The sequence below is a fragment of the Streptomyces sp. NPDC050485 genome (assembly GCF_044458185.1).
Classification (GTDB): Bacteria; Actinomycetota; Actinomycetes; order Streptomycetales; family Streptomycetaceae; genus Streptomyces.
Map to the genome: position 1 here is coordinate 601,961 of NZ_JBITHR010000002.1, position 24,998 is coordinate 626,958.

General features: G+C 70.8%; 25 protein-coding genes. 8 read left to right on the forward strand and 17 right to left on the reverse strand.

Annotated features, from left to right (window positions below):
- Positions 1–4: 4 nt before the first annotated feature.
- The 8 genes from ACIBK6_RS06440 to ACIBK6_RS06475 form a co-directional block, all read right to left on the reverse strand.
- Positions 5–1,027 carry a C45 family autoproteolytic acyltransferase/hydolase gene (locus tag ACIBK6_RS06440; protein ID WP_399049255.1) on the reverse strand — a complete coding sequence of 341 codons (1,023 nt, stop codon included), beginning with the start codon at positions 1,025–1,027 and terminating at the stop codon, positions 5–7.
- Positions 1,024–1,650, reverse strand: a complete 627-nt coding sequence (locus ACIBK6_RS06445) for a GNAT family N-acetyltransferase (protein WP_399049257.1) — start codon at positions 1,648–1,650, stop codon at positions 1,024–1,026. Before ACIBK6_RS06445 ends, ACIBK6_RS06440 begins: the two co-directional genes overlap by 4 nt.
- Positions 1,647–1,910: an acyl carrier protein gene (locus ACIBK6_RS06450; RefSeq protein ID WP_399049259.1), complete on the reverse strand. Its 264-nt coding sequence runs from the start codon at positions 1,908–1,910 to the stop codon at positions 1,647–1,649. The genes ACIBK6_RS06445 and ACIBK6_RS06450 overlap by 4 nt, the downstream gene beginning before the upstream one ends.
- Positions 1,900–3,417, reverse strand: a complete 1,518-nt coding sequence (locus tag ACIBK6_RS06455) for an AMP-binding protein (RefSeq protein ID WP_399049260.1) — start codon at positions 3,415–3,417, stop codon at positions 1,900–1,902. The genes ACIBK6_RS06450 and ACIBK6_RS06455 overlap by 11 nt, the downstream gene beginning before the upstream one ends.
- Positions 3,414–5,399 (reverse strand): class I tRNA ligase family protein, encoded by a 1,986-nt coding sequence (locus ACIBK6_RS06460; protein ID WP_399049262.1) that lies wholly within the window; start codon positions 5,397–5,399, stop codon positions 3,414–3,416. The genes ACIBK6_RS06455 and ACIBK6_RS06460 overlap by 4 nt, the downstream gene beginning before the upstream one ends.
- Positions 5,396–6,454 carry an NAD(P)/FAD-dependent oxidoreductase gene (locus tag ACIBK6_RS06465; protein ID WP_399049264.1) on the reverse strand — a complete coding sequence of 353 codons (1,059 nt, stop codon included), beginning with the start codon at positions 6,452–6,454 and terminating at the stop codon, positions 5,396–5,398. Before ACIBK6_RS06465 ends, ACIBK6_RS06460 begins: the two co-directional genes overlap by 4 nt.
- A complete protein-coding gene (locus tag ACIBK6_RS06470) occupies positions 6,442–7,761 on the reverse strand; it encodes a lysine N(6)-hydroxylase/L-ornithine N(5)-oxygenase family protein (RefSeq protein ID WP_399049322.1) in 1,320 nt (439 codons plus the stop codon). Before ACIBK6_RS06470 ends, ACIBK6_RS06465 begins: the two co-directional genes overlap by 13 nt.
- An 83-nt stretch (positions 7,762–7,844) precedes the next feature.
- Positions 7,845–8,996: an acyl-CoA dehydrogenase family protein gene (locus tag ACIBK6_RS06475; protein ID WP_399049266.1), complete on the reverse strand. Its 1,152-nt coding sequence runs from the start codon at positions 8,994–8,996 to the stop codon at positions 7,845–7,847.
- 524 nt (positions 8,997–9,520) lie between these two features.
- Here ACIBK6_RS06475 and argC point away from each other — a divergent pair.
- The 8 genes from argC (at position 9,521) to ACIBK6_RS06515 (ending at position 17,336) form a co-directional block, all read left to right on the forward strand.
- Complete coding sequence (gene argC, locus ACIBK6_RS06480) at positions 9,521–10,549, forward strand: N-acetyl-gamma-glutamyl-phosphate reductase (RefSeq protein WP_399049267.1); 1,029 nt, start codon at positions 9,521–9,523, stop codon at positions 10,547–10,549.
- A 37-nt stretch (positions 10,550–10,586) separates the two neighbouring features.
- On the forward strand, positions 10,587–11,459 hold the full coding sequence (locus ACIBK6_RS06485) for a [LysW]-aminoadipate kinase (RefSeq protein ID WP_399049269.1): 873 nt from the start codon (positions 10,587–10,589) through the stop codon (positions 11,457–11,459).
- Positions 11,456–12,019, forward strand: a complete 564-nt coding sequence (gene cysC / locus ACIBK6_RS06490; RefSeq protein ID WP_399049271.1) for an adenylyl-sulfate kinase — start codon at positions 11,456–11,458, stop codon at positions 12,017–12,019. The genes ACIBK6_RS06485 and cysC overlap by 4 nt, the downstream gene beginning before the upstream one ends.
- On the forward strand, positions 12,016–12,960 hold the full coding sequence (gene cysD, locus ACIBK6_RS06495) for a sulfate adenylyltransferase subunit CysD (protein ID WP_399049273.1): 945 nt from the start codon (positions 12,016–12,018) through the stop codon (positions 12,958–12,960). The genes cysC and cysD overlap by 4 nt, the downstream gene beginning before the upstream one ends.
- Before the next feature lie 2 nt (positions 12,961–12,962).
- The gene (locus ACIBK6_RS06500) at positions 12,963–14,318 is read left to right on the forward strand and encodes a sulfate adenylyltransferase subunit 1 (protein WP_399049275.1); all 1,356 of its coding nucleotides are present in this window, start codon (positions 12,963–12,965) and stop codon (positions 14,316–14,318) included.
- A 139-nt stretch (positions 14,319–14,457) separates the two neighbouring features.
- Positions 14,458–15,582, forward strand: coding sequence for an aliphatic sulfonate ABC transporter substrate-binding protein (locus ACIBK6_RS06505; RefSeq protein ID WP_399049277.1), 1,125 nt, complete (start codon positions 14,458–14,460; stop codon positions 15,580–15,582).
- Between the two features lie 76 nt (positions 15,583–15,658).
- The gene (locus ACIBK6_RS06510) at positions 15,659–16,453 is read left to right on the forward strand and encodes an ABC transporter ATP-binding protein (protein ID WP_399049324.1); all 795 of its coding nucleotides are present in this window, start codon (positions 15,659–15,661) and stop codon (positions 16,451–16,453) included.
- The gene (locus ACIBK6_RS06515) at positions 16,440–17,336 is read left to right on the forward strand and encodes an ABC transporter permease (RefSeq protein ID WP_399049278.1); all 897 of its coding nucleotides are present in this window, start codon (positions 16,440–16,442) and stop codon (positions 17,334–17,336) included. Before ACIBK6_RS06510 ends, ACIBK6_RS06515 begins: the two co-directional genes overlap by 14 nt.
- Before the next feature lie 77 nt (positions 17,337–17,413).
- On the opposite strand, the gene ACIBK6_RS06520 is transcribed toward ACIBK6_RS06515, so the two are convergent.
- From ACIBK6_RS06520 to ACIBK6_RS06560, 9 genes are all read right to left on the reverse strand, one after another.
- A complete protein-coding gene (locus ACIBK6_RS06520; RefSeq protein ID WP_399049280.1) occupies positions 17,414–17,767 on the reverse strand; it encodes a VOC family protein in 354 nt (117 codons plus the stop codon).
- A 57-nt stretch (positions 17,768–17,824) separates the two neighbouring features.
- Positions 17,825–18,592 carry a 4'-phosphopantetheinyl transferase family protein gene (locus tag ACIBK6_RS06525; RefSeq protein ID WP_399049282.1) on the reverse strand — a complete coding sequence of 256 codons (768 nt, stop codon included), beginning with the start codon at positions 18,590–18,592 and terminating at the stop codon, positions 17,825–17,827.
- Between the two features lie 121 nt (positions 18,593–18,713).
- The gene (locus ACIBK6_RS06530) at positions 18,714–18,911 is read right to left on the reverse strand and encodes a lysine biosynthesis protein LysW (protein WP_399049283.1); all 198 of its coding nucleotides are present in this window, start codon (positions 18,909–18,911) and stop codon (positions 18,714–18,716) included.
- The gene (locus ACIBK6_RS06535) at positions 18,908–19,876 is read right to left on the reverse strand and encodes a transketolase family protein (RefSeq protein WP_399049284.1); all 969 of its coding nucleotides are present in this window, start codon (positions 19,874–19,876) and stop codon (positions 18,908–18,910) included. The genes ACIBK6_RS06530 and ACIBK6_RS06535 overlap by 4 nt, the downstream gene beginning before the upstream one ends.
- Entirely contained in the window at positions 19,873–20,715 is an 843-nt protein-coding gene (locus ACIBK6_RS06540) for a transketolase (protein WP_399049286.1), read from the reverse strand. Before ACIBK6_RS06540 ends, ACIBK6_RS06535 begins: the two co-directional genes overlap by 4 nt.
- The gene (locus ACIBK6_RS06545) at positions 20,712–22,007 is read right to left on the reverse strand and encodes a DegT/DnrJ/EryC1/StrS family aminotransferase (RefSeq protein WP_399049287.1); all 1,296 of its coding nucleotides are present in this window, start codon (positions 22,005–22,007) and stop codon (positions 20,712–20,714) included. Before ACIBK6_RS06545 ends, ACIBK6_RS06540 begins: the two co-directional genes overlap by 4 nt.
- Positions 22,008–22,050: 43 nt before the next feature.
- Entirely contained in the window at positions 22,051–23,088 is a 1,038-nt protein-coding gene (locus ACIBK6_RS06550; RefSeq protein ID WP_399049289.1) for a BtrH N-terminal domain-containing protein, read from the reverse strand.
- A 1-nt stretch (position 23,089) separates the two neighbouring features.
- Positions 23,090–23,698 carry a hypothetical protein gene (locus ACIBK6_RS06555; protein WP_399049291.1) on the reverse strand — a complete coding sequence of 203 codons (609 nt, stop codon included), beginning with the start codon at positions 23,696–23,698 and terminating at the stop codon, positions 23,090–23,092.
- A 207-nt stretch (positions 23,699–23,905) separates the two neighbouring features.
- On the reverse strand, positions 23,906–24,637 hold the full coding sequence (locus tag ACIBK6_RS06560; RefSeq protein WP_399049292.1) for a sulfotransferase family protein: 732 nt from the start codon (positions 24,635–24,637) through the stop codon (positions 23,906–23,908).
- Positions 24,638–24,998 lie beyond the last annotated feature (361 nt).

Below are 24,998 nucleotides of genomic sequence, written 5' to 3' on the forward strand. Positions count from 1 at the left end.
GCTTCTACCGCAGGACGTGCACCTGATCCTGCACGGTGGACGGGTCGCCCGGCCACAGCCGCATCTCCCCGAGGTCCGGGCGCAGGACGACCGCCGCGACCGTCCGCTCGCGCCGGATGTCGCCGTTGTCCCGGACCAGGATCGGGGGCGTCGCGAGGAGCCGGTGATGGCTCCCGGTGTCGCCCGCCTTCGGGATGCCGGTGTCGAGGACCGTCTGGAGGCGCCGCTTGGAGGAGTTCTTGGCGAAGATGTTGATCTCGTCCTGCTCGGTGAGCTCGGCGTCCAGGAAGTGGTTCGTGTGGGCCAGTTCGTCGCCTTCGATGACGCGTCGCCGCGCGACCGTCGCCTCGACGCACACGGTCCGGTCCACACCGCAGATCGTGAACGCCCGCGAGCTGGCGAGCGGCAGCTCCCGGAGGATCTCGACGGCCTGCTCGACCGTGTCGGCGGTGTCGAGGACGTGCCGGATCGCCAGGTACGGCGGCACGCCCGGCCGCCAGTCGCCGCCGAGGACGAGGTTGATGCCCACGGCGATCCCGGCGTCGTTGACACCGAGGTAGCCGAGGAGACCGGCGAAGCTGAGCACCAGGGAGCGGTGGCGCGGTCCGGAGACCGACAGCACGGCGATCTGGTCGTCGAGGTCGCCGTTCAGGTCGACCGTCTGGGCGAGCACCGGCTCGGCGCCGGCCGAGGCGTACGTGGTGCAGTCCCCGGCGGTGACCCGGCTGTAGCCGATCAGCTCGCGGCGCAGCTGCAGCAGCCAGGCGGCGTCACGGTCGATCCCGGCGCCGACGGCGAGGCCGTCGATCTCGGCGGCGAGGTCCGGCAGCGCTTCGGCGACCACCGCACGGTGGGCCGCGATGTCGGGCCGCAGCGCGTCGAGGTCGGCCGGCCGGTCGGTGAGGTGGCCGAGGCGGGCGAGCGAGTCGTCGAGAAAGCCGCGGAGCCGCCCGGCGAGCGCACGCCCGTGGCCGAGGCCACGGGCGTGCGGCGAGCCGGACACCTCCAGCAGTGGTGCGCCGGTCACGCGCACGGGTTGACCGCCCGACCGTCGCGGCGGAGCTGCTCCTCGACCGAGGCCCATTCGGCGCGGAGCACCGAGTAGTAGATCGCGTCGCGCCTGCGCCCCTCGGGCATCGGGTTGAAGCTGCGCATGACGCCTTCCTCGTACGCGCCGACCTTGCGCAGTCCGGCGCGGGCCTGGAGGTTGAGGACGTCGGTCTTGAACTCGACGCGCTCGGATCCGAGGACGTCGAAGGCGTGCCGGAGCAGGAGGTACTTGGCCCAGCGGTTGATGCCCTTGCCCTGGAAGTCGACGCCGAGCCAGGACCAGCCGATCTCCAGTCGGCCGTCGGCCTCGCTCAGGTTGCCGTAGCTGGAGCTGCCGGCGACCTGTCCGGTGCTCTTGTCGACGATGATGTAGACCGCGCGCTTGCCGCTGGCCTGGTCAGCGAGCATGGCGTCGAAAAACTGGTCAAAATCAGCGTCGCTCTCGACACGGGAAACGAAGTACTTCCAGATCCGGTCGTCGAACGCGATCTTGCGCAGGGGTCCACGGTCGTCCTCCGAGATCGGGTGGAGCTCGACGTGCTCGTTCTCAAGGAGCGCGGAGGCGTGCTGGGTCCAGGCGTTGTGGGTCAAGGAACTCATCCCTTCAGGGGGGCATGGGGGCGGAGGGCGTCGACGACGTCGCCGAGGCTGCGCATCCCGGCGAGGTCGTCCTCGGTGAAGTTGTCGAGTCCGACCTCCGCGGCCTTGCACAGGGAGGTCAGGAACAGGACCTTGTTGAGCGAGGTGATCCCGTACGTCTCCACGAGGCTCTCGCCGAGGTCGAGGCTCGCGGGGTCCGGACGGTCGCGCAGCACCAAGGAGAGTTTCTCCCGCGCCAGGGTGTCGAGGTCAGTGGACATGGATGCCTGCCTTCGGGTTGTCGATCCGGTCTCGGTAGCGGTCCGCGATGCGCTTGCGGATCGGTTTGAACTGCGACGTGAGGAGCCCGCCCTCGACCGTGAACGGCTCGTCGGCGACGATCACGCGGATGATCCGCTCGTCGCGCTCCGACGCGGCGTTGACGGCGGCCAGGGCCTCGCCGATCGCGGCCGTGTCGACCGGTCCCGGGTGGGGTGAGACGACGGCGACCAGGCCGGCCTGGCTGGGGCAGTACACGACGCATTCGGCCACCGCGCCGGTGTCGCGGAAGCGCGTCTCGATCGGCCTGACGATGATCTTCTTGGCGTTGTCAAGGACGATGACGTCGTCGCTGCGGCCGAGGATGTAGAGGAACCCGTCCTCGTCGAGGCGACCGAGATCCCCGGTGCGCACGATGCCTCCGGGCCGGAAGATGCGCTCGCTGTCGCCCGGAGCAGCGTACGTGTACGCGGTGTTGACCGGGTGGTCGCTGCGGACGCAGACCACCCCCTCGTCGTCGATGACGATCTCCTTGCCGTGCAGCGCCCGGCCGACGCTGCCCTCGCGGTGGGCGCCGGGGTGGTTCTTGGTGGCGATGCAGGTCTCGTTGAGGCCGTAGCCCTCGAAGATCGCGAGGCCGGCCTCGGTGTAGAACCTGAGCGTCGCCGGGTCGGCGGGGGCCGAGCCCGTCCACAGGTAGCGGACGCGGTCGCCGAAGAGTTCGGCGGCGGCCTCGGCCGGTGCGGCGCCCGCCGCGATGCTGCCCTCGATGTGCCGCTTGGCCGTGTCGAAGAAGGCGGGGACGCCCATGACGACGGTGGGGCGGACGGACGGCAGCACGGCGAAGACGGACTGGTACGTCGTGATCGTGATGTCGTGGCCCCAGTACAGCGCCGAGTACAGCCAGTAGCGCTGCTGGAGGAGCGAGAGCGGCAGGAACGTCAGGATGTCGTCGCCCGGCTTGTGCTCGAAGACGCTCTGCACGGCGTGCAGCGAGGAGTCGATGCTGCCGACGGTGGCTTCGAGCCCCTTGGGGACACCGGTGGATCCGGAGGTGAACTTGACGGTCGTGCACTGCGTCGCGGCCCACTGCTCCGGCTCGAACCCGCCGGCGTCCTCCTCGGCGTAGCCGGCGACGGCCGAGATCGGCAGGACCTGGGACGGAGCGTCGTCGGGCAGCCGGACGTCGGTGTAGAGGGCGTCGAGGCCGTAGCACTCGACGAGCTCGGCGTCGGGGTTGAACTTGCCGGGCTCGAACCCCGCGGTCTGCGCCCTGAGCATGAGCGCGGCGACGTCGAGCAGCACCCATTCGAGCCGGTTGGCCGAGAGGATGCCGATGCGGTCGCCCGCGCCGACGCCCCGGCGGCCCAGCGCCGCGGCGACGGCCTTGGCCCGGTCGTAGAACTCGGACAGCGGCAGGGTGGTGCGGTGGCCGAGTCCGGTCACCGTGAGGGAGCCGTCGTGCGCGGGCCGCTCGGCGATGACGCGGTTGATGATCGATACGGTCATCGCTGCTCGCTGGTGCCGAAGAAGCGGGTGTCCGCGAGGGTGCAGCGGCTGCCGGGCTCGACCAGGTCGACCGTGTTGGGCCAGGTGGCGACGGCCGGGACGCCGAGGGCCTCGGCGAGCTTGGCCGAGAAGCGCGGCATGAGCGACGCCGACGCGGTGGCGAGCAGGCGGGCCGCGGCCAGTTCGAGCGAGAGGGCGGTACGGGCCTCGGAGCTCCACCGGCCGTCGTGCGTCAGGGCCGACTGCTGTCGGGAGAAGGCGCGGACGTCGGTGACGATGCCGTCGAGCGCGGCCGCGGCGGCCGTCAGCGAGAACCCCTCCGGGCTGAGGGCGGCCGTGACCTCGTCGAGCCGTACCGACAGGCGGGTGAGGAACGCGGTCTGTTCGGCCGTCCAGGTGCCCGCGTCGGGGGCGATGCCGTCGAAGTGCTTCTCGACACGCTCGCCGAGGCCGGTGAGCCAGTCCTGCCACTCGCCGACGAGGGTGTCCGCGCAGGCGCGGTCGAACTCGGCGCGGCGGAAGTCGGTGCGCTCGCCCTCGGGCCGGGTACGGGAGAGGTAGTAGCGCACCGCGTCGACGGTGTCGGGGGTGAGGATCTCCTTGCCCCAGATCGCGTGCCGCCGGCTCGTGGAGAACTTCTGGCCCTCCAGCAGGTAGAACTCGTTGACGTGGTAGTCGATGTCCGGGTTCCACCCGGGGTGGGCGAGCCCGTACAGGACCGGGTAGAGAATCGCGTGGTAGAAGCTGTTGTCGTACCCGAAGAAGTGGACGATCTTCCAGTCCTTGGAAGGCGCATCCTTCGACCACTGCTCTCCCATCCCGGCGCCGAGCTGCTCGATGCCGTGCAGGAAGCCGTGGCTCATCTCCGGCCAGACCCAGATGACCTGTCCGTCGATGTCGTCCTCGGCGGGCCGCACGCCCCAGTCGGAGGGGTGCGAGACCGGCAGGTCGAGCGTCTCGCGGGCGAAGACCCGCTCGGCCAGCTCGCGCAGCCGGACCGGGACCCGGCCGAGCTTGTGGTGGTCGGCGACGGCGTCGGCGAACTCGTGCAGCGGCAGGGTGTAGCGCTCGACGTCGGTGGTCTTCGGTACGGCGCTGCTCAGGCGGGAGGTCGGGTCGACGAGGTCGGCGACGAGGTTGGGCTCACCGCACTCCTCGCAGATGTTGCCGCCCGCGCCGTGCGAGCAGCTGGGGCAGGTGCCGCCGACGTTGACCTCGTAGAGGTACTCGCCGGTCTCGGCGTCGAGCAGGGCCGGCGTCGCCTTGGGCGTGACGCGCCCGGAGTCGACGAGCCGGGTGAAGAAGCGCTGGAGGCCCTCGCGGTAGCCGTCCTCCGCGTTCGTGGCGTAGTACTCGTCGACGCTGATGTCCATCGCCTTGAGCGTCGCGGCGATCTCCGCCGAAAAGTGCGAGGCGACCTCGGCGCACGTGGAGCCCTCGCGGGCGGCGACGGCCGTGACGTAGCTCTGGAAGTCGTCGCTGCCGGTCAGGTGCCACGCCTGGTTGCCGATGAGCCGCTGGTGGCGGACGTAGACGTCGGCGCCGAGGTACGGGCCGGAGAGGTGCCCGAGGTGGAGGTCGCCGTTCGGCGTCGGCGGCGTGGAGAACACGAACTGGGGACGGTCGGTGTGGTTCGCGCGGGTGCGCGACGTCGCCGAGGCCCGGGTGCGGGCGGAGTCGCGCCAGTACTGGGTGAAGAAGACCAGGTCCGTCTCGCCGGTGTTGGTGATGATGTGCGACTCGAACGGCTCGAAGAGCACCACGGTGCCCGGTCGGACCTGGTGGCCGCGGCCGTCGACGGTCAGCTCGCCCGTACCGGCGACGATGACGAAGAACTCGGTCTCGTCGTGCCGGTCCGTGTGCGAGGAGGCACCGGGGGCGACACGGCCCCAGCCGGCACCGACGCCGAGACCCTCGACCGAGGACATCTCGATGCCGAAGGCGTCGGACAGTTCGGATTCGCTGTACTGGTTGAGGATCATGACTGCCTCTGTGGTGGCTGGGGGATGGTCTCGGTCGGTGTGAGGTCCAGGGCGGCAACGGTCTCGGCGGCGATGGCCGGGGCCAGACGGTAGCCGGAGCCGTTCGCGGCTCCGGCGAAGACCAGGCCGGGCAGCAGCTCGGCGACGACGGGTTCGCGGTCGGGGCTGTACGCGTCGCAGAACACCCGGCCCGAGGTGCACCGGTCCACCAGGCCGGGAGCGAAGCGGCCCAGGACGACCCGGGCGTCGTCGAGGTCGGACGGCTCCAGGGCGGGGCCGACGCCGTCGGGGGTGACGTCCCAGCGGTCGCAGGTGTAGCTGAACAGGTAGTGGCCGCGCTCGGGGAGCGGCAGGACGAAGGCGTCCTCGTCGTGGAAGACCACGAGCGGGTCACTGGCCGCCGGAGCCCCTTCGAGGTGGGCGGCGACGACCTTCTTGACGCGCAGCCCCAGCGGGGCGACGAGCTCGGCCCAGGCGGGGTGCCCGATCCACGGACCGGGGGCCAGGACGACCCGGCGGGCGAGCAGCTCCCGCCCCGATCCGAGCGTGAGGCGGTGGTACCCGCCCTCGGAGGAGAGTTCCGTGACCTCGGTGCCCTCCAGAACGGTCACCCGGTCGCGCAGCCCGGCCAGGACGCGCCCGGCGACCGCCTGGACGTCGGCGTAGTGGCACCCGTCCAGGTCCCACGCCCGGGTGCCCGGCGCGGCCGCCCAGCCGTGGGCCGGGGCGGTCTCGTCGCCGAGTCCCAGGTACACGGGGGAAACCCCGCCGACGTCCCCGGCCGAGACGACCGTGGCGTCGACCGTACGGATCGGCAGGTCGAGTTCGACGGCCAGGCGCTCCCAGACACCATGGGAGTACGCGGACATGGACCTGACGCGCTCGGTCCCGCCGCGCGGGAAGTGGACGCCGGCCGAGCGGCTGGAGGCGCCCTGACCGACCAGGCCGCGTTCCAGGACGGCGACGGTCGCGCCGGGGAAGGCCGTGGCCGCCTCACGGGCGATGACCGCGCCGATGACTCCGCCGCCGACGACGGCGAGATCTACGCGGTCCACTGCGTGCCCCGTCCGCTCTTGGCCGACCAGTCGATGAACGACGTTGCCAGTTCGGGGGTGCCGCAGCCGCGCAGGCGGTTGGCGATGCGCTGGGCCCGCCAGGCGTTCAGGCTCAGGTTCACGTCGGGCAGGCCGCGCTGGCCGCGTACCGCGTTCTGCACGAAGATCCGGCGGTCCGGCGGACCGTCCCAGGAGATCGCGAAGTCCTCGTCGACGCGGAACTCGCCGTTCTCGGTCTCGATGCGGTCCTTCAGGGGATCGAGGAACTTCTTGGGGGCGGGGCGGAAGCCGCTCGCCCAGACCACGGCGTCGACCGGGAGGCACTGGCTCTGGCCGGACTCGTCGTTGTGGCGCAGCGTCACCTCGAACGTTCCGGCGGACGTGCGGTCGGCGGACACGACGGTCCGGTTGGGCATCAGCCCGAAGCGGTGCTCGTCCCGCTCGATGAACTGCAAGCGGTACAGCTGCTGGTAGATCGCCCGGAGGGTCGACTCGGAGATTCCGTCCGAGCTGAGCAGGTGGGCCGAGTTGAGCTCGGCGCGCTTGGACTCCGACAGCCGGTAGAAGTACTCGGAGTACTCCGGCATGTAGAAGTCGTTGGTGAACGTCGAGTCGTCGATCGGGAAGTAGTTGCGGCGCCTGGAGATCCAGGAGACCCAGGCCGGGCGCTCGGACTCGGGCCGGGAGATGAGGTCGAGGAAGGCCTCGGCCCCGGACTGGCCGCCGCCGACCACGGCGACCCGCTTGCCGGCGAGCTTCTGCGCGTGGTTCAGGTACTGGCTGACGTGGAACTGGCCGACGCCCAGGTACGGGAAGGCGAACTCCGGCACCCACGGCACGGTGCCGACGCCCACGGCGATGTTGTCGGCGGTGACCTGGCGGCGGTCGGTGGTGACGCGGAAGACGCCGTCGAAGTCGACCCGCTCGACGGTCTCGGAGAAGACCACGTTCTCGTTCTTCTCGGCCGCCCACGCCAGGTAGTTGCGGAACTCGGTGCGCGGCACCTCGGCGAACTGGGCGTTGAGGAAGTGGTAGATCCGGCCGCGGTCGTGCAGGTACGACAGGAACGAGAACCGGTTGGTCGGGTCGGAGAGGCTCACCAGGTCCTTGAAGATCGAGACCTGGAGGGTCGCGCCGTTGATCATCTGGTCGTCATGCCAGGTGAACCGCGGCTTGCGGTCGAAGAAGAGGTTCGGCTGCTCCGAATCGCCGTGCAGCAGCGCGGCCAGACTCAGGTTGGCTGGTCCTGAGCCGATGCCGACGAGCCGGAGGTGACTGGCCTGGTCGACGGCACCGGACGCCGTCATCGGCTTCTGTACGGGTCCCACGTGAGGTCCTTCCTGTGGAGGTGCAGGTCTTTGGTGCGGCGGCGGCCGGTCCCGGCCGTCCTTCACAGGGCGTCGGCGATCGTCATCTCGATGACTTCCGAGGCCCCTTCGTAGATCCGCAGCGAACGGATCTGGCGGTAGAGCCGCTCCATCGGGCTGCCCGCGACGAGCCCGGCGGCGCCGAAGATCTGGACGGCACCGTCGACGATCTCGCCCGCCGCCTCGGTGGCGTAGAGCTTCGCCGTCGAGGAGTGCTTGGCGTGGTCGTGGTCGAGGTCCGCCGCCCAGGCGGCGCGGGCGGTGAGCAGCGCGGCGGCCGAGAGCTTGACGTCCATGTTCGCGAGCGAGGACCTCACGAGCTGGAGGTCGGCGAGCCGGCCGCCGTAAGCCTTGCGGGTACGGGCGTGGTCCCGGGCGAGCCGGAAGGCGCGCCGGCCGAAGCCGAGCGCGGCGCCGGCCACGGTCGCCCGGGCCCGTTCGAGGATGTCGAGCGCGACCACGATGCCCTGGCCGCGCTCGCCGAGCACGGCCGCCGGGCCCACGCGGACGTCGGTGAAGGTCAGTTCCGCCCAGGAGCGCGGGGCGATCGCGCCGATCGGTTCGGCCTTGAGACCGGGGGCGTTGCCGTCGACGACGAAGGTGGTCAGGCCCAGCGGTCCCGGGCCGTCGCCCGTGCGGGCGAGGACGACGCACACGTCGGCGATGTCGCCCTGCGCGATCCAGGTCTTGGTGCCGTTGAGGACGAACCCGTCCCCGTCGGGGGTCGCCTCCAGCACCGCGGCACTCAGGTCGGAGCCCGCGCCGGGCTCGGAGAGGGCCAGCGCCCCCGCACGGGTCCCGTCGGCCAGGCCCGGCAGTTCGCGGCGACGCTGCTCCTCGGTGCCGTGGCGGGCGATCGCGGCGGCGGTGAGCTCCTGGATCGAGTACGTGAAGTCGGCCAGGTCCTCGTGGTACGCGAGGGCCTGGCGCCGCAGGCACAGGGACCTCATGTCGGAGTCCGGCCGGTCGGGGTCGAGGTGGCGCAGCCACCCCGACCGGCCGAGCTCGGTGAGCAGCTCCCGCCCGGCCGCGGCCGGATCGGTGGTGTCCAGCGCCGCCCACGCCCCGGCCCGGTCCGCGCACCACTGCCCGATCTCCTCGGCGAGTGCGCGGTGGGCGTCGTCGTACAGAGGCAGCGTGAGGACGCCGGGGTCGAACACTTCGGAAAGACTCATCGTGATCCTCACTCAGACGGTCGATGCGGCGAGCGGCTCGGAAAAGGAAAAGGGAAAAGGGAATCGGGAACGCCGCCGCCTCGGCCGGATGTCCTCCGGATACGCCGCGGGTCATGGGGCGGGCTCCTGCCGAAAGGCCGTGGGCCGCGTACAGGGGAAACTACGGCCACTCCCGCGACAGGCGCGTCCGCGACAAATTCATCCGCCGGGACTCATGACGGTTACGGCGCTCCGCCGCCGGTGCGCACCGCGTTTACCCGCACTGACGGGCCCCCGACCGCCGGTCCCGACCTTTACGGCCCGCCCGGGAAACCGCACAGCGCGCATTCCGTCCGAGTAATCGCCGCGCGTACCTGATCCGCCGTCCCGTAATCCGGACGGCCGTGGACGGATGAGCCTGTCGCGGACGCGCGCTTCACGGCCGGGTTCGTAGGTTGCCTTTCCATGTGGTGGTGGGAACGCGCCCTCCGATCGGTCGAGCGCTTCCGCCACGGAGGTCGTGTAGTGATCGGGGTGGATTCGTGATGCGGGTAGTGGTGGTCGGTGCGGCCGGCTATATCGGCGGGGAGCTGCTGCGGCTTCTGATCGGTCACCCCGAGGTCGAGGTGGTGGGCGCGGTCTCCTCGCGCTTCCCCGGCAAGCGGGTCGACGGAGTGCACCCGAATCTGCGGGCCTCGACCGATCTGCTGTTCTGCTCCGCCGACGAGGTCGACGAGTGCGACGCGGTCTTCCTGGCCCTGCCGCACCGGGCCGTGATGACCCAGATCGAGTACTGGTCCCAGCGGACCAAGCTCGTCTTCGACCTGACCGGTGACTTCCGCCTCGACGACGCGGACGTGTTCGAGCGCTACTACGGCACCGAGCACCAGGCCCCGCACCTGCTGAACGCCTTCGTGCCCGGCCTGCCCGAACTGCACCGCGAGCGCCTGCGCGGCGCGGACCTGATCAGTGTGCCCGGCTGCATGGCCATGGCCGGCGTCCTCGCCCTCCTCCCGCTCGTCGCGCACGACCTGATCGACACGGAGGCGGGCGTCCAGCTCGACGCCCGCACCGGATCGAGCGGCTCCGGCTCCACCGCCGGCCCGGCGAACCTGCACGCCGAACGCAGCGGTGCGATGCGGGTGTTCGCCCCCACCAGCCACCGCCACGAGGCCGAGATCTCCCAGCACCTGGGAATGCATGTGTCGATGACCGCCACTGGTGTGGAGGCCGTCCGCGGCGTCCAGTCCATCGGTCACCCGACCCTGCGCCCCGGCGTCGGCAAGGCCGCCATCCGGCGGGCCTACCGCGAGCAGTACGCCGAGGAGCCCTTTGTCCGCGTCGTCGCCCACCAGCGCGGCATCTTCCGCTACCCCGACCCGAAGATCCTCCTGGGAAGCAACTTCTGCGACGTCGGCTACGCCCTCGACGAGGACACCGGACGCCTGACGACCATCGGTGCCCTCGACAACCTCGTCAAGGGCGGTGCGGGCAACGCCGTCCAGTGTCTCAACATCCGCATGGGCTGGCCCGAGACCTTCGGACTCACCTTCCCTGGCCTCCACCCCCTCTAGGGGGCGTCCCCTTCAGTCCTCGCCCACCGGAGAGACCGTGACCACCGCACCACTCACCGTTGTCAAATGCGGCGGCAATCCCGCCGTCGACGCCGCGGGCATCTGCGCCGACATCGCCTGCCTCGTCCACGAAGGGCACTCGATCGTCCTGGTCCACGGAGGTTCCGGAGAGATCAGGCGCCTCGCGGGGGAACTGGGCGTGCCGCAGCGCACCCTGGTAGCCCCGGACAACGTCTCCACGCGCTACACCGACCCGGCCACGCTCGAAGTGGTCGTCCTCGCGCTGGCCGGATCGGTCAAGCCCAAGCTGGTCACCGAACTCGCCCGCCACGACGTGCCCGCGGTCGGACTCACCGGCATGGACGGCGGCATGCTCCGCGCGCGCCGCAAGTCCGCCATCCGCGCCGTCGTCGATGGCCGTACCGTGCTGGTCCGCGACAACCACAGCGGCCGGCTCACCACGGTCCGCACCGAGCTGCCCGAGGCGCTGCTGCGCCTCGGCCACGTCCCGGTGATCTCGCCGCCCGCCATCGACGAGCACGACCGCCCGGTCAACGTCGACGCCGACCGCGTCGCGGCGGCGCTCGCCGTCGCCCTCTGCGCCGACCAGCTGCTGCTGCTCACCGGAGCACCCGGCGTGCTCGCCGACGTCGACGACCCCACCAGCCTGCAGAGCACCTACTGCATAGCCCCGGCCGGCCCGCCCGACCCCTCCGCCACCGGCGGCATGGCGCTCAAGCTCATCGCCGCACGTGAAGCACTCACCGGCGGAGTCGGCACCGTGCGCATCGCGGACGGACGCGGCCCCGCCCCCGTCAGCCAGGCACTCGCCGGCGCCGGCACCACGGTGCGCATCGCCCCTGCCGAGGAGCCGGTCCACAGCTCTCGCGAAATGGAGATCCGCGCATGACCGAACCGAATGGCAAACCTGCCGTGTGGCAGGGCGGAACGGTCTGGCTGACCGGACTGCCGAGCGCGGGCAAGACCACGATCGCGAAGGGCCTCGCCGAGCGGCTGCGGGCCGAGGGGCACCGCGTACAGGTGCTCGACGGAGACGAGGTCCGTGCGGCGCTCTCGAAGGACCTCGGCTTCTCGAAGGAGGACCGGGACACCAACGTACGCCGGATTGGGTACGTCGCCAGGCTGCTCGCCTCTCACGGTGTCACCGTGCTGGTGCCGGTCATCGCTCCGTACGCGACGTCGCGGGAGGCCGTGCGCGACCAGCACGCCGCACAGGGCGTCCCCTACCTCGAGGTGCACGTGGCGACTCCGGTGGAGATCTGCGCGGACCGGGACGTGAAGAGCCTCTACGCCAAGCAGGCCGCCGGCGAGATCAGCGGCCTCACCGGCACGGATGACCCCTACGAGGTGCCGGTCGCCCCGCAGCTCCGTCTCCACACGCAGGACCAGACCGTCGAGGAGTCGGTCCAGCAGGTGTACGCGGTACTCACCGAGCGGGGTCTGTCATGACCGTCGCCCCGGCCCAGCTCACCGGCCCTCGGCACTCTCCCACGCCGCCCCCGCTGACCCACCTCGAAGCGCTCGAAGCCGAGGCGGCCCACATCTTCCGCGAGGTGGCGGGCGAGTTCGACCGGTCCACGCTGCTGTTCTCCGGCGGCAAGGACTCGATCGTCATGCTGCACGTGGCGCTCAAGGCCTTCGCCCCGGCACCCCTGCCGTTCTCGCTGCTCCACGTGGACACCGGCCACAACTTCCCCGAGGTGATCGCCTACCGCGATGGCGTCGTCGAGAAGCACGGCCTCCACCTCGACGTGGCATCCGTCCAGTCGTACATCGACGACGGAAGGCTCCGCGAGCGCCCCGACGGCACCCGCAATCCCCTGCAGACCGTTCCCCTGCTCGACGCGGTCCGTGCGGGCCGCTTCGGCGCGGTGTTCGGCGGCGGCAGGCGGGACGAGGAGAAGGCGCGCGCCAAGGAGCGCGTGTTCAGCCTGCGGGACGAGTTCGGCGGCTGGGACCCGCGCCGGCAGCGGCCCGAGCTGTGGCAGCTCTACAACGGTCACCACCAGCCCGGCGAGCACGTACGGGTCTTCCCGCTGTCCAACTGGACCGAGTTGGACGTCTGGCAGTACATCGAGCAGGAGGGCATCGACCTCCCGGAGATCTACTTCGCCCACCGGCGCCAGGTGTTCCAGCGCGACGGCATGTGGCTGGCGCCCGGCGACTGGGGCGGCCCCCGGGACGGCGAGTCCCTGTGCGAGCGCCGGATCCGATACCGGACGGTCGGTGACATGTCCTGCACCGGCGCGATCGAGTCGTCGGCCACGACGGTGGGCGCCGTGATCGCGGAGATCTCGGCGAGCCGGGTGACCGAGCGCGGCGCGAGCAGGGCCGACGACCGGCTGTCCGAGGCCGCCATGGAGGACCGCAAGCGAGAAGGGTACTTCTAGACATGTCAACGGGCATCTCGGAAGAGGCAGTTCAGAGCGCCGCGTCCGACCGGCTTGCGGGTGGCCTGCTGCGGCTGGCCACCTGCGGCTCGGTCGACGACGGAAAGTCCACCCTGGTCGGACGGCTGCTGTACGACACCAAGTCCGTCCTCGCCGACCAGGCGGCGGCCATCGAGGAAGTCTCGCGCAGGCGGGGCCAGGAGGCGCCCGACCTGGCGCTGCTCACCGACGGCCTGCGGGCCGAGCGCGAGCAGGGCATCACCATCGACGTGGCCTACCGCTACTTCGCCACCGCCCGGCGCCGGTTCATCCTGGCCGACACCCCCGGGCACGTGCAGTACACCCGGAACATGGTCACCGGGGCCTCCACCGCCGACCTCGCCGTGGTCCTGGTCGACGCCCGCAACGGCGTCATCGAGCAGACCCGCAGGCACGCGGCGGTGGCCGCCCTGCTGCGTGTTCCGCACGTGGTGCTGGCCGTCAACAAGATGGACCTGATGGGGTACGAGGAGGCGGTCTTCGCCTCGATCGCCGAGGAGTTCACGGCGTACGCGACTGAGCTGGGCGTGCCCGAGATCACCGCGATCCCCATCTCGGCGCTGGCCGGCGACAACGTCGTCGAGCCGTCCGCCCACATGGACTGGTACAGCGGCCCGACCGTCCTGGAGCACCTGGAGACCGTCCCGGTCAGCCAGGACCCGGCCGCCTGCCAGGGCCGGCTGCCCGTGCAGTACGTGATCCGTCCGCAGACCGCCGAGCACCGCGACTATCGCGGCTACGCAGGTCAGGTCGCGGCCGGCACCTTCCGCGTCGGCGACGCGGTGACCGTGCTGCCCTCGGGCCACACCTCCAAGGTCTCCGGGATCGAGGTGCTCGGCGATGCCGTGGACGCCGCCTGGACGCCGCAGTCGGTCACCCTCCTCCTGGAGGACGACATCGACGTCTCGCGCGGCGACCTGATCGTGCCGACCGGCGACGCGCCCGCCACCACCCAGGATGTCGAGGCGACCGTCTGCCACGTCGCCGACCGGCCCCTGACGACCGGTCAGCGGGTGCTGCTCAAGCACACCACCCGTACCGTCAAGGCGATCGTCAAGGAGATCCCGTCCCGGCTCACCCTGAACGACCTTTCCCAGCACCCGGACCCGGGGCAGCTGGTCGCCAACGACATCGGCCGGATCAAGGTGCGCACCGCCGAGCCGCTCGCGCTCGACTCCTACGCCGACTCGCGCCGCACCGGCTCCTTCCTCCTGATCGATCCCGTGGACGGCACCACGCTCGCGGCCGGCATGGCGGGCGACTCCTTCGCCGCCGCCCAGAGCCCGGTCGCGGTGGACGGGGAGGGGTGGGACTTCTGACGGACGTCGGGCGGGGCGGGCGGGGCGGCAGGCGTGATGACGTACGCGCACCGCTCGCCCGCCCCGCCTACCCGCCCGCCGGCATCATCCGCGCTATCTGCACCATCCGCACTACCCGGTCTCCGAGAGGACACCTCCCATGCCTGCCAGGCGCCCCAGCCGTATCCCCCACACCGCCCCGCGTCGCACCGTGGCCGCTGCCGCCGTCCTGCCCCTGCTGCTGGGCGCGCTCGCCGCCTGCGGTTACGGCTCGGACGCCAAGAAGGACGCCGCGCCGGCCGCCGACGGCGCCAAGAAGCTCTCCGCCGACACCGTGAAGATCGGCTACTTCCCGAACCTGACGCACGCCACCCCGCTGGTCGGCGTCCAGGAGGGCCTGTTCCAGAAGGAGTTGGGCGGCACCAAGGTGCAGACCGCCACCTTCAACGCGGGGCCCTCCGAGATCGAGGCGCTCAACGCGGGCTCGATCGACATCGGCTGGATCGGCCCCTCGCCCTCGATCAACGGCTTCACCAAGTCGAGCGGCAAGAGCCTGCGCATCGTCGGGGGTTCGGCCTCCGGCGGCGTGAAGCTGGTCGTCAACCCGGACAAGGTCAAGTCCGTGGACGATCTCAAGGGCAAGAACATCGCGACCCCGCAGCTCGGCAACACCCAGGACGTGGCCTTCCTCAACTGGATCAACGAGAAGGGCTGGAAGGTCGACGCGCAGAGCGGCAAGGGCGACGTCAACGTCGTCCGCACCGACAACAAGATCACCCCGGACGCCTACAAGTCCGGCTCGATCGACGGCGCCTGGGTGCCGGAGCCGACCGCGTCCAAGCTGGTCTCGGAGGGCGCGAAGGTGCTCCTGGACGAGTCCGACCTGTGGCCGGACAAGAAGTTCGTGATCACCAACATCATCGTGTCGCAGAAGTTCCTCAAGGAACACCCGGACGTCGTCGAGGCGGTCCTGCGCGGCTCGGTGAAGACCAACGAGTGGATCAAGGCCAACTCCGACAAGGCGAAGACCTCCGCGAACGCCGCCCTGAAGGCGCTCTCGGGCAAGGAACTGCCCGCGAACATCATCGACCCGGCCTGGAAGTCCATCGAGACGACCGACGACCCGCTGGCCGCCACCCTCCAGGCGCAGGCCGACCACGCGGTCAAGGCCAACCTGCTCAAGAAGCCCGACCTGAACGGCATCTACGACCTCGCCCCGCTCAACAAGGTCCTCAAGGCCCTGGGCAAGCCCGAGGTCGCCGACGCCGGTCTCGGCGTCAAGTAGCCGCACCGCACGCCGAGTCCACAGGCTCCCCGGACCAGGTCCCCAGGAGGTGACGACCATGGCCACCGCCGTTGCCATGCCCACTGCCGTTGCCGAGGCCGCGGACGCCACGGCCGACGAGTACGGGTACGCCGCCCGGATCGGGCACGTCTCGAAGTCCTTCGCCGGGCCCGCCGGGCCCCAGCTCGTACTGGACGACATCACGCTCGATGTCGCGCCGGGCGAGTTCGTCACGCTCCTGGGGGCCTCCGGGTGCGGCAAGTCGACGCTGCTCAACCTGGTGGCGGGCCTGGACCGGCCCACCGCCGGCACCATCGAGACGCCGGGCGGCCGGCCCGCGCTGATGTTCCAGGAGCACGCGCTGTTCCCGTGGCTGACCGCGGGCAAGAACATCGAGCTGGCCCTGCGGCTGCGCGGCGTGGCCAAGGCCGACCGGCGCACCCGCGCCGAGGAACTGCTCGAACTGGTCCGCCTGAACGGGGCGTACGGCAAGCGGGTGCACGAGCTGTCCGGCGGCATGCGCCAGCGCGTCGCGATGGCCCGCGCCCTCGCCCAGGACTCCCGGCTGCTGCTGATGGACGAGCCGTTCGCCGCCCTCGACGCCATCACCCGGGACGTCCTGCACGACGAGCTGACCCGGATCTGGCGCGAGACGAACCTGTCCGTCCTCTTCGTCACGCACAACGTCCGCGAGGCCGTCCGGCTCGCCCAGCGCGTCGTGCTCCTCTCCTCCCGCCCGGGCCGGGTGGCCCGCGAGTGGACCGTGGACATCCCGCACCCGCGCCGCATCGAGGACTCGGACGTCGCCCAGCTCTCCGTAGAGATCACCGAACAACTGCGTGGGGAGATCCGCCGCCATGGCCGGCACTGACACCACGGCCGGCACCGCGGCCGCCGCTCACGACCCCGGCAGCCTCGAAGCGGGCCTGGACGCCCTGGACTCCGTACGGACCCACCGCACCCCGGTGCGCCGGCTGCTCGTCAGGAAGGCCCTGCCGCCGCTGACCGCCGTGCTCCTGGTCCTGGCCCTCTGGCAGGGCCTCGTGTGGGCCGGGGCCGCCGACCCGGCCAAGCTGCCCTCGCCGTCGTCGGTGTGGACCAGCCTCACCGACCTTTGGCTCCAGGGCACCCTGCTCGACATCGTGTGGACCAGCGTCTCGCGCGGGCTGCTCGGCTTCCTGCTCGCCCTGGCCGTCGGCACGCCCCTCGGCCTGCTCGTCGCCCGGGTGAAGGTCGTCCGCGCCGCCATCGGCCCTGTCCTCGCCGGCCTCCAGTCCCTGCCCTCGGTCGCCTGGGTCCCCCCGGCGGTCCTCTGGCTCGGCCTGGACGACTCGATGATGTACGCCGTGATCCTGCTCGGCGCCGTGCCCTCGATCGCCAACGGCCTGGTCTCCGGCATCGACCAGGTGCCGCCGCTGTTCCTGCGGGCGGGCCGCACCCTGGGCGCGACCGGGCTGCGGGAGGCCGCGCACATCACCCTGCCGGCCGCGCTCCCCGGCTACGTCGCGGGCCTCAAGCAGGGCTGGGCCTTCTCCTGGCGCTCCTTGATGGCCGCCGAGCTCATCGCCTCATCGCCCGATCTCGGCCTGGGCCTGGGCCAGTTGCTGGAGAACGGCCGCAACAACGCCGACATGCCCGGCGTCTTCCTGGCGATCATCCTCATCCTGGTCGTCGGCATCGCCATCGACCTGCTGGTCTTCAGTCCGCTGGAACGCAGGGTGCTGCGCGGCCGCGGCCTGCTCGCCAAGGGCTGAGGAGACCCCGACGCACGGTCGGGGCCTCCGTCGTGGCGCACCCCGGCCTCGACGCCCGAGCGGCTGCCCTGCCCCGCTCAGCTGTTCGGCGCGGACAGGACACAGAATTCGTTGCCCTCCGGGTCGAAGAGGGTCACCCAGTGCTGCCCGTCCTGCACGGGATCGGCGCGCCGAGCACCGAGGGAGAGCAGCCGGGCGACCTCGGCCTCCTGGTCGTCGGGGCGGAAGTCGGGGTGGAGCCGGTTCTTCACGGCCTTGCCCTCGGGGACGGGGACGAAGAGCAGCCCCGGCATCCGGTCCGGCTCGGGCCGGATCTCGATGATCTCCTCGGTCTCGTCGACCACGACCCAGCCGAGCGCCTCGGCCCACCAGTGCCCGAGGGCGAGGGGGTCGGACGCGTCGACGGTGATTTGTTCCCAATCGAGTGCCATGGGCGTGAGCATAGACAGAGTCGCCGGGTCGGGGAGAGTGCGCGGGCCTCGGGCGACCTACGCCGGAAGGGCGCGGTGGATGCGGACCGTGCGGGGGGCCGGGGAATTCACAGCGACGGCACCGGCGTGAGTGGTTGCCACCGGAAGGTCGGTGAGGTGCCAACCCGGGAGGTCGCCGCGTACGTCGTCGGCCGCGAGGTCGCGGCCCAGGCCGGTGCCCAGGCCCTTGAGGTAGGCCTCCTTGCGGACCCACAGGCGGGCGAAGACCGCCGGCCGGTCCTCCGGGGCGGCAGCCTCGACCTCCTCGCATTCCGACGGATGCAGCAGTTCCGCGAGCTGCTCGGCGACCTCGGCCGCCGGTACGGGCTCCGCGTCGACGCCGATCGGAACGGGTGCGACGCCGATCAGCACCAGGTCCCGGCTGTGGGAGAGGGAGAACTCCGTGGAGCCGGACGCCAGAACGGGCCGGCCGTGCGGCTCCGTGCAGCACGGGCAGGGGGCGCGGGTGAAGCGAAGCGCCTCGGGTGCCACACCCGTCGCACGGGACAGGACCGCACGAAGCGCCATGTGGGCGAAGCCGTAGAGCCTACGATCACGGCGGTGGACGAGTGCCGCCATGCGACGGCGCTCCTCCTCGTCCAGAACGGACAGATCGAGCGAGGACTCCGAGACGTCGCCCGGAATCGGGAGCACCCACAGGTGCAGATCACTCGTGTCGTACTCATTGGTGCCCACGGGAACTTCCCCTCGGATGATCAGGTCGACGAAGGTGACGCCGCCGGTCGGTACCGACTGCGGCTCCGCAGCAGCGGACCCGGTCCCCATGGGCCGGCTCTGCAAGCCTGCCGATGGAGGACCGGGTCCTGGTGAGTCGTCGCGCTCCGGAGTGGCGAGCCCTTCTCGACTGAAGGGCTCGGACGCGGAAGAGGCCTTGATCGCCTCGGACTTACTCGCCCCAGTCCTCTTCGACCTCGGGCGCGAGGGCGAGCACCGTGGGGTTCAGCGCCACGATCTCCAGCTCGCTGCGGCAGCCGGCGCACTCCAGGATCTCGTTGAGCCGTACCGACTCGCTGATCTGTACCTGCTCCTCGCACTCCGGGCAGGCCTGCCCGATGGTCGCGGGCGTGGTCACGGTCATGGTCATGCGATGCATTCCTTTCGATCGTTCCTCCCGGAGCGGGCCGCCGTGTCGAGGGCCGTACGGACCGTCCTGACGACTCGCTCCGCGGTGAGGTCGTAATGTGCGACGAGGTGTTCCTGGTTGCCCACCTCGTCGACGAACTTGTCCGGCATGCCGAGCCGCAGCACCCGTGTGGGCGCCCGCTCCGACAGCGTCTCGGCCACGGCGCCGCCGAGGCCGCCGCCGCGCCAGTGCTCTTCCAGCGTCACCACGAGCGAGGCGGGCCGGGCCGCGGCCACCAGCGTCTCCGCGTCGAACGGCCGCAGGGTGTGCATGTTCAGCACGGTCGCCTCGATGCCCTGCCCGGCGAGGACCTCCGCTGCCGCGAGGCAGGCGAGCACCGGGTAGGGGCCGCAGCTGGCGAGCACCACGTCGCCGCCCTGCCGAAGGGTCTGGGCCTGCCCGATGACCGGCGGCGAGGCCGCCGGCAGTGCCGGGGTCGCCTTGCGGCCGAGCCGGACGTAGAGCGGTCCGTCGAGGTTCAGGCTCTGCTCGACGAACGCCTCCGTGGCGGCGGCGTCGGCGGGCACCACGACGGTCATGCCGGGCAGTACCCGCATCACGGCGAGGTCTTCCAGGGCTTGGTGCGTCGGACCGAGATGGCCCGCGGACAGACCGCCGTGCGTGGCCATGATGCGGACGGGCAGCTTGTTGTAGGCGATGTCGATCTTGATCGCTTCCAGCGCCCTGGACGTGGCGAAGGCGGCCATCGTGTTGACGAACGGGATCCGCCCGCACGCGGCCATGCCGGCGGCCGTGCCCATCAGGTTGTGCTCGGCGATGCCGAGGTTGAGGTACTGGTCACCCGCCGCCGCGGCGTACTCGGCGTTGAACAGACCGGTGTCGGAGTCCAGGCACATCAGCTCGGGATGTCGCTTCAGCAGAGGAAGCAGACTGTCCCGGTACGCTTCTCGGGTCGCGCGGCTCATCCGGTGGCCTCCGTCGTCTGCAGTGCGCGGGCCGCCCGGGCGTGGTTGCGCGGCGACAGGGTCACGTAATGGCTGGCACTGCGGCCGGCGAGGAATGGAAGGCCCTGCCCCTTGACCGTACGGGCGATCAGCACGCTCGGTTTGCCCGGTTCCCACGGGGCGGCATTGAGGTGGTCCGCCAGTCGGCCCGGGGCGTGGCCGTCCACGTCGCGGACCGCCCAGCCGAAGCTCCGCCAGCGGTCGGCCAGCGGCTCCATCGGCGCGATGCCCTCGGTGGCGCCGGTCAGCTGAAGGCCGTTGCGGTCCACCACCACCACCAGCCTGTCGAGCCGCAGGGATGCGGCCGCGATGGCCGCCTCCCACACCGAGCCCTCCTGGAGCTCGCCGTCACCGAGCAGCACGAACGTACGGGAGTCACGGCCGGCGTACCGGGCGGCCAGCGCGAACCCGCAGCCCAGCGAGAGTCCGTGGCCGAGCGAACCGGTCGGCAGCTCGACACCGGGCACGGCCCGAACCGGGTGGCCCATCAGCCTGGAGCCGGGACGCCCGTATCCGGCGAGTTCCTCGACCGGGAAGAAGCCCCGTTCGGCCAGCGTCGCGTAGAGACCGATGGCGGCGTGGCCCTTGCTGAGCAGGAAGCGGTCGCGATCCGGGTCGTCCGGCCGCTGCGGGTCCACGTTCAGCACCGAGAAGTACAGGGCGGCGAGGATGTCGGCGCTGGAGAACGCGCCGCCGAGGTGGCCGCCCTCCGGCCCCGCGCACATGTCGACGACGTGGGACCGGATGCGCGCGGCGACCGTGTCCAGGGTTTCCCGCTCCAGGACCTGGGTGACGGTCATGAAGCCGCCTTCGCGAGCGTGGCCACCATGTCCCTGTTCGCCCACACCTTCTCGAAGGCGTCCGCGTACAGACCGAGCAGCTCGCCGGCGCCCGGGTGCAGGTGACGCTTCTGGATCGTGAGCGAGTCGGCGATGACCTCCCGGGTCACCGGGTAGCCCTCGCCCGCGTTCGTGCCGGACGCGCCGGTCACGGACCACGGGTAGCCGGAGCCGAAGCCGACGCGGTCTGTGAAGACCTTCTGGTCGGGCAGCGGCATCAGCTGGTACTGCGACACCGGCACGCCCTCGGCGCGCAGCAGCCGCCGCAGCGCCGAGCGCAGCGCCTCGGGCCGCACACCGTCGAGGCCGAAGGCGGCGGGGTCGAAGCGGAAGCGCAGGATGTGCCAGGCGTGCGTGGTGTCCGGCAGCGCGGTCGGCACCGTCAGGCCCGGCAGCTCGGCGAGGCGCGCGAGGAAGCCGGTGACGTTCTCCTGCCGGGCCCGCTCGTAGGCGTCGAACCGGTCGAGCTGCGAGATGGTGAACGCGGCCTGGAGGGCGTTCATCTTGTAGTTCCAGCCCAGGCCGTACGAGACGTAGTCGCGGTCCCGGCCGGCCTCGATGTCCTCGCCGAACTGCCGTCCGCGGCGCATCTTCGCGGCCAGCTCGGCGTCCTGGGTGACCAGCAGGCCGCCCTCGCCGCAGGTCGGGATGTTCTTGCTGACCTGGAGGCTGAAGGTACCCGCGTCACCGATCGCGCCGACCGGTCGTCCGCGGTGCGTCGCGCCGGGAGCCTGGGCGGCGTCCTCGACGATCGCGAGGTCGTACTTGCGGGCGATCGCGGTGAGCCGGTCCATGTCGGCGGGCGCGCCGTGCAGGTGCACGGGGATGATCGCCTTGGTCCGGGGCGTGATCCGGCGCTCGACGTCGTCCGGGTCGATGTTGAAGGTAACCGGGTCGATGTCCGCGAAGACCGGTACCGCCATCTGGTGCACGGGGGCGAGCCCGGTGGCGATGAAGCTGAACGCGGGCACGATCACCTCGTCGCCGGGGCCGATGCCGAGTGCGGCGAGGGCCAGGGCCAGGGCCGCGGTGCCGTTGGACACCGCGACGCAGTTCTCGTGGCCGAAGCGGCGGGCCCAGTACTCCTCGAGTTGGGACACGGCGTTCACGCCGTCGGTGTCGGACACCAGGCGCGGGCCGTCGAGCGCGTCGAGGACGGCCTTGCGGTCCTCGTCGTCGATCAGCGGCCACTGCACGTGACGCCGGTCCCTCGGTACGGCCGCCGCACCGCCGAACGCTGCCAGCTTGCTCATCACTCTCCAGTCCGCTCCGTCGCGGAGGTCGGTTTAGGTACGTTCACAGCCGCGCCGCCGCCGCGATGACGGCGTCGACCGCGCGCACGTAGGCGGCGCGCAGCAGCGTGGCGTGGTGGGCGATGTCGGGCGCGGCCGCACGCGGGTCGCCGTGGCCGTGCGCCCCGGTGAACCGCAGTCCGGTCCACGCGTGGGCGACGGACTCAACCGCGCGGCCCGTCGCGGCGAGCACCGGGTCGTCCCAGTCGCGGCCGCAGCGGCGCAGCAGTTCGCCATGCAGCGAGGCCTGTGCCTGCATGGCCCAGCCGAACGGGTACAGCTCGCGCAGCGCGCCCGCGTCCCCTGTCTGGCATCGCTCGATCAGGTCGGCGACGAACGCGTCGTACCCGGCGAGCCCGGTACGGGCGGAGGTCTCCGTGGTGAAGCCCTCGATGTTGGTGCGCAGGTAGCCGCCGAGCAGCTCCGGCGTCAGGGGGGCCGGCTGCGTGCCGAGACGGACGTCGAGGCAGCGGCGGCCGATCTTCGAGTCGCTGAAGAAGGCGTCCTGCACGTCGGTCGGATTGGCCGAGCCCCAGCTGCGCAGGAACTCCTCGATGGGCACGGCGCCACGGAAGGCGGGCGGCATCGCGTCCGAGACGTGGACCACGCCGCGCGTCTCGTCCAGACCGTAGATCACCACGAGGTGGGCGGCGTGCACATCCCCGTACGCGGGCCTGAACGGCAGGTGGAAGTTGTCCACGGCGGCGATGACGAGCCGGTCGTCGGCCAGGTGCTCGCGCACCTCGCGCCAGACGTCGTCCTCGTCGGCGGGCTGCCACCAGCGGGCACTCAGGTCGTGGTGAGGAGCGAGCGCCTTGCCCAACTCGCCGTCGGCGCAAGGGTAGTAGAACTCTTCCGGCCTGACGTCGCCCGGCAGGTGCAGGAACTGCCAACCCGCGCCGAGCACGGCCAGCGGGTCGGCGCCCTCACGAGCCAGCTGCGAGCCGAACGTGGCCTGCAGGCAGCTGATGAGGTCGCGGTACCAGAGCTCGGGCTCAGGGCCGGTGATCATGTACGTACGTGCTTTCGCCTCGTCGGCCATGTCAGGACTCCGTCCGCTGCAGGGTGAGGGCGAAGACGTGCACCGCGACGTTGCGGGGCAGCAGGATGCCGGTGAGGCCGGCGCGCCGGGTGACCGGGATCCGCTGCGCCCACATGACCGCGGGGATGCCGCGCTGCACGTGGTGCGGGTAGTGCATAACGAGGCTCTCGAAGGCCTTGACCTCGCCGAACCACGCGGGCGCCGCCCAGAAGTCGGAGACGCGGAGCGCCTCCGGGTCGACCGAGCCGTCGGCGAAGTTCAGCTGGACGGTGTCCTCGCTGCGCCGCTCGGACGCGGCCAGCACGTGGATCCAGTCGTAGCGGCCCTCCGGGACGCGGATGAACTGTCCCTCGCAGCGGACGTTGTCCGGCCCTTCGCAGACAGGGGGGAACCGGAAGGGGACGCCGTCCACGTGGACGAGGCTTCCACCCTGGGGCAGGTATTCGGCGGCGAAGGAGTTCCGCCACACATTGAAGTCACCCACCTTGGTGTTCGTCGCCGGGGAAATGGCCGTGTTGTTGCGGTGGTCGGAGATGTCGACCGTCTCGCACGGTCCACTTCTCCCGCGGGGCGCCGAAGCCTCCATCACGTCACACGCGTCACTGAACACTTTTTTTATGTGCAGTGTACTTCCGGTGGAAGGCACCGGAGTTTCCGTCAAGTTCACTGAAAACCTTCTCGAGTCTCAACAGTCCAGGCTGCCCGAGGACCGGACCTTCGGTCACTCTTTCCGCCCGCGCCCCGATGACCTTGGATGCCTGAAATACCGCTCTGTGCACTCGCCGGACAATTATCCTGATCATTTCTGCCGGGACGCTCACGGTCGAAGCGCGGCAGCGCGCAGCTTCTCGTAGTACGGCATGTGATAGTCGAGATAGGCGCTCAGCGACGGGTCCGCCGCGACGGCCTCGACCGTCGCGCCCGAGCTGCGCGCGAAGCCGGCGGTCCGGCTGGTCGACTGGTGCCACTTGCTGGTCGACTGCCACTCCGAGCGCATGCCCGGCTGCCAGCTGAGCGCCTCCGGTGCGAAGGGGATGCCCACGGCCTCGCAGTACGCGCGCACGGTCTCGGCCGGGCGGTCGAGCAGGTCGTCGGAGTCGATCACGACCGGCGTGTTTCCGGTGGCGGCCTGCACCGCGGTGAAGATCTCGTACAGCCGCTCGAAGCCGATCTCGTCGCGCCCGAGGTCCTGGTTCAGCTTGTGGTGCGAGGCGATGGCCTCGGCCGGATGCCGAATGATGAACGTGTGGGTCGCGGCCGCGAGGAATTCCTCGTCGGCGAGGAGCACCGGATAGTGGAAATCCGTCGTGTCCTTGAAGAACACCGGCTTTTCCACGGCGATCTCGCGCAGTGCCGTGAGCACGTCCCGCTCATTGTGCGCGACCCGGTCATGGACCTTCGCCTCACCGAAGTCGACGACCAGGGACAGCGGTTCGTGCACCACGACATGGTCGTCGCGCTCGGCCATCATCCGCGCGAACGCGGTGGACCGGCAGCGCGGCGCGCTCCACAGCGCGAGTACCGGGATCCTCTCCGGCGTGTGTCCCACGATTTCCCCCTCTGCTCCGGCGTCCGTGAACTGTTCCGGCAGACACCGGAATCCGGATCAGCGTGACACGGCCGGAAGGAACACCGGGTAATCAGGGGTTGTAATCGTGGGGTGGGGGGTCAGCGGGGTGTGTCGTTGTGGATGAGCTTGTTGCGGATGTTGGGGGTGTGGGGGTGGTCGTAGTTTCGTTTTCTATGTGGCGGGTGGGTTGTGCCGTCCGGGGTTGGTTGGTGGTCCTATTACGGAGGTCACGTGTCTGCGACGCCAGAGCGCGCGGGTGGCTGTGAGATCGCGGTGCTTGCCAGCAGGGTCGGTGCGGATGAGAAGAGGTTGTTCGACGCATTCGATCGGCGTGGGGTTC

Coding starts and splice junctions, on each gene's coding strand:
- ACIBK6_RS06445 (WP_399049257.1), bottom strand. CDS start 1,650: ATGAGTTCCTTGACCCACAACGCCTGGACCCAGCACGCCTCCGCGCTC.
- ACIBK6_RS06450 (WP_399049259.1), bottom strand. CDS start 1,910: ATGTCCACTGACCTCGACACCCTGGCGCGGGAGAAACTCTCCTTGGTG.
- ACIBK6_RS06455 (WP_399049260.1), bottom strand. CDS start 3,417: ATGACCGTATCGATCATCAACCGCGTCATCGCCGAGCGGCCCGCGCAC.
- ACIBK6_RS06460 (WP_399049262.1), bottom strand. CDS start 5,399: ATGATCCTCAACCAGTACAGCGAATCCGAACTGTCCGACGCCTTCGGC.
- ACIBK6_RS06470 (WP_399049322.1), bottom strand. CDS start 7,761: ATGACGGCGTCCGGTGCCGTCGACCAGGCCAGTCACCTCCGGCTCGTC.
- ACIBK6_RS06475 (WP_399049266.1), bottom strand. CDS start 8,996: ATGAGTCTTTCCGAAGTGTTCGACCCCGGCGTCCTCACGCTGCCTCTG.
- argC (WP_399049267.1), top strand. CDS start 9,521: ATGCGGGTAGTGGTGGTCGGTGCGGCCGGCTATATCGGCGGGGAGCTG.
- cysC (WP_399049271.1), top strand. CDS start 11,456: ATGACCGAACCGAATGGCAAACCTGCCGTGTGGCAGGGCGGAACGGTC.
- cysD (WP_399049273.1), top strand. CDS start 12,016: ATGACCGTCGCCCCGGCCCAGCTCACCGGCCCTCGGCACTCTCCCACG.
- ACIBK6_RS06500 (WP_399049275.1), top strand. CDS start 12,963: ATGTCAACGGGCATCTCGGAAGAGGCAGTTCAGAGCGCCGCGTCCGAC.
- ACIBK6_RS06505 (WP_399049277.1), top strand. CDS start 14,458: ATGCCTGCCAGGCGCCCCAGCCGTATCCCCCACACCGCCCCGCGTCGC.
- ACIBK6_RS06510 (WP_399049324.1), top strand. CDS start 15,659: ATGCCCACTGCCGTTGCCGAGGCCGCGGACGCCACGGCCGACGAGTAC.
- ACIBK6_RS06515 (WP_399049278.1), top strand. CDS start 16,440: ATGGCCGGCACTGACACCACGGCCGGCACCGCGGCCGCCGCTCACGAC.
- ACIBK6_RS06520 (WP_399049280.1), bottom strand. CDS start 17,767: ATGGCACTCGATTGGGAACAAATCACCGTCGACGCGTCCGACCCCCTC.
- ACIBK6_RS06525 (WP_399049282.1), bottom strand. CDS start 18,592: ATGGGGACCGGGTCCGCTGCTGCGGAGCCGCAGTCGGTACCGACCGGC.
- ACIBK6_RS06530 (WP_399049283.1), bottom strand. CDS start 18,911: ATGACCATGACCGTGACCACGCCCGCGACCATCGGGCAGGCCTGCCCG.
- ACIBK6_RS06535 (WP_399049284.1), bottom strand. CDS start 19,876: ATGAGCCGCGCGACCCGAGAAGCGTACCGGGACAGTCTGCTTCCTCTG.
- ACIBK6_RS06540 (WP_399049286.1), bottom strand. CDS start 20,715: ATGACCGTCACCCAGGTCCTGGAGCGGGAAACCCTGGACACGGTCGCC.
- ACIBK6_RS06545 (WP_399049287.1), bottom strand. CDS start 22,007: ATGAGCAAGCTGGCAGCGTTCGGCGGTGCGGCGGCCGTACCGAGGGAC.
- ACIBK6_RS06550 (WP_399049289.1), bottom strand. CDS start 23,088: ATGGCCGACGAGGCGAAAGCACGTACGTACATGATCACCGGCCCTGAG.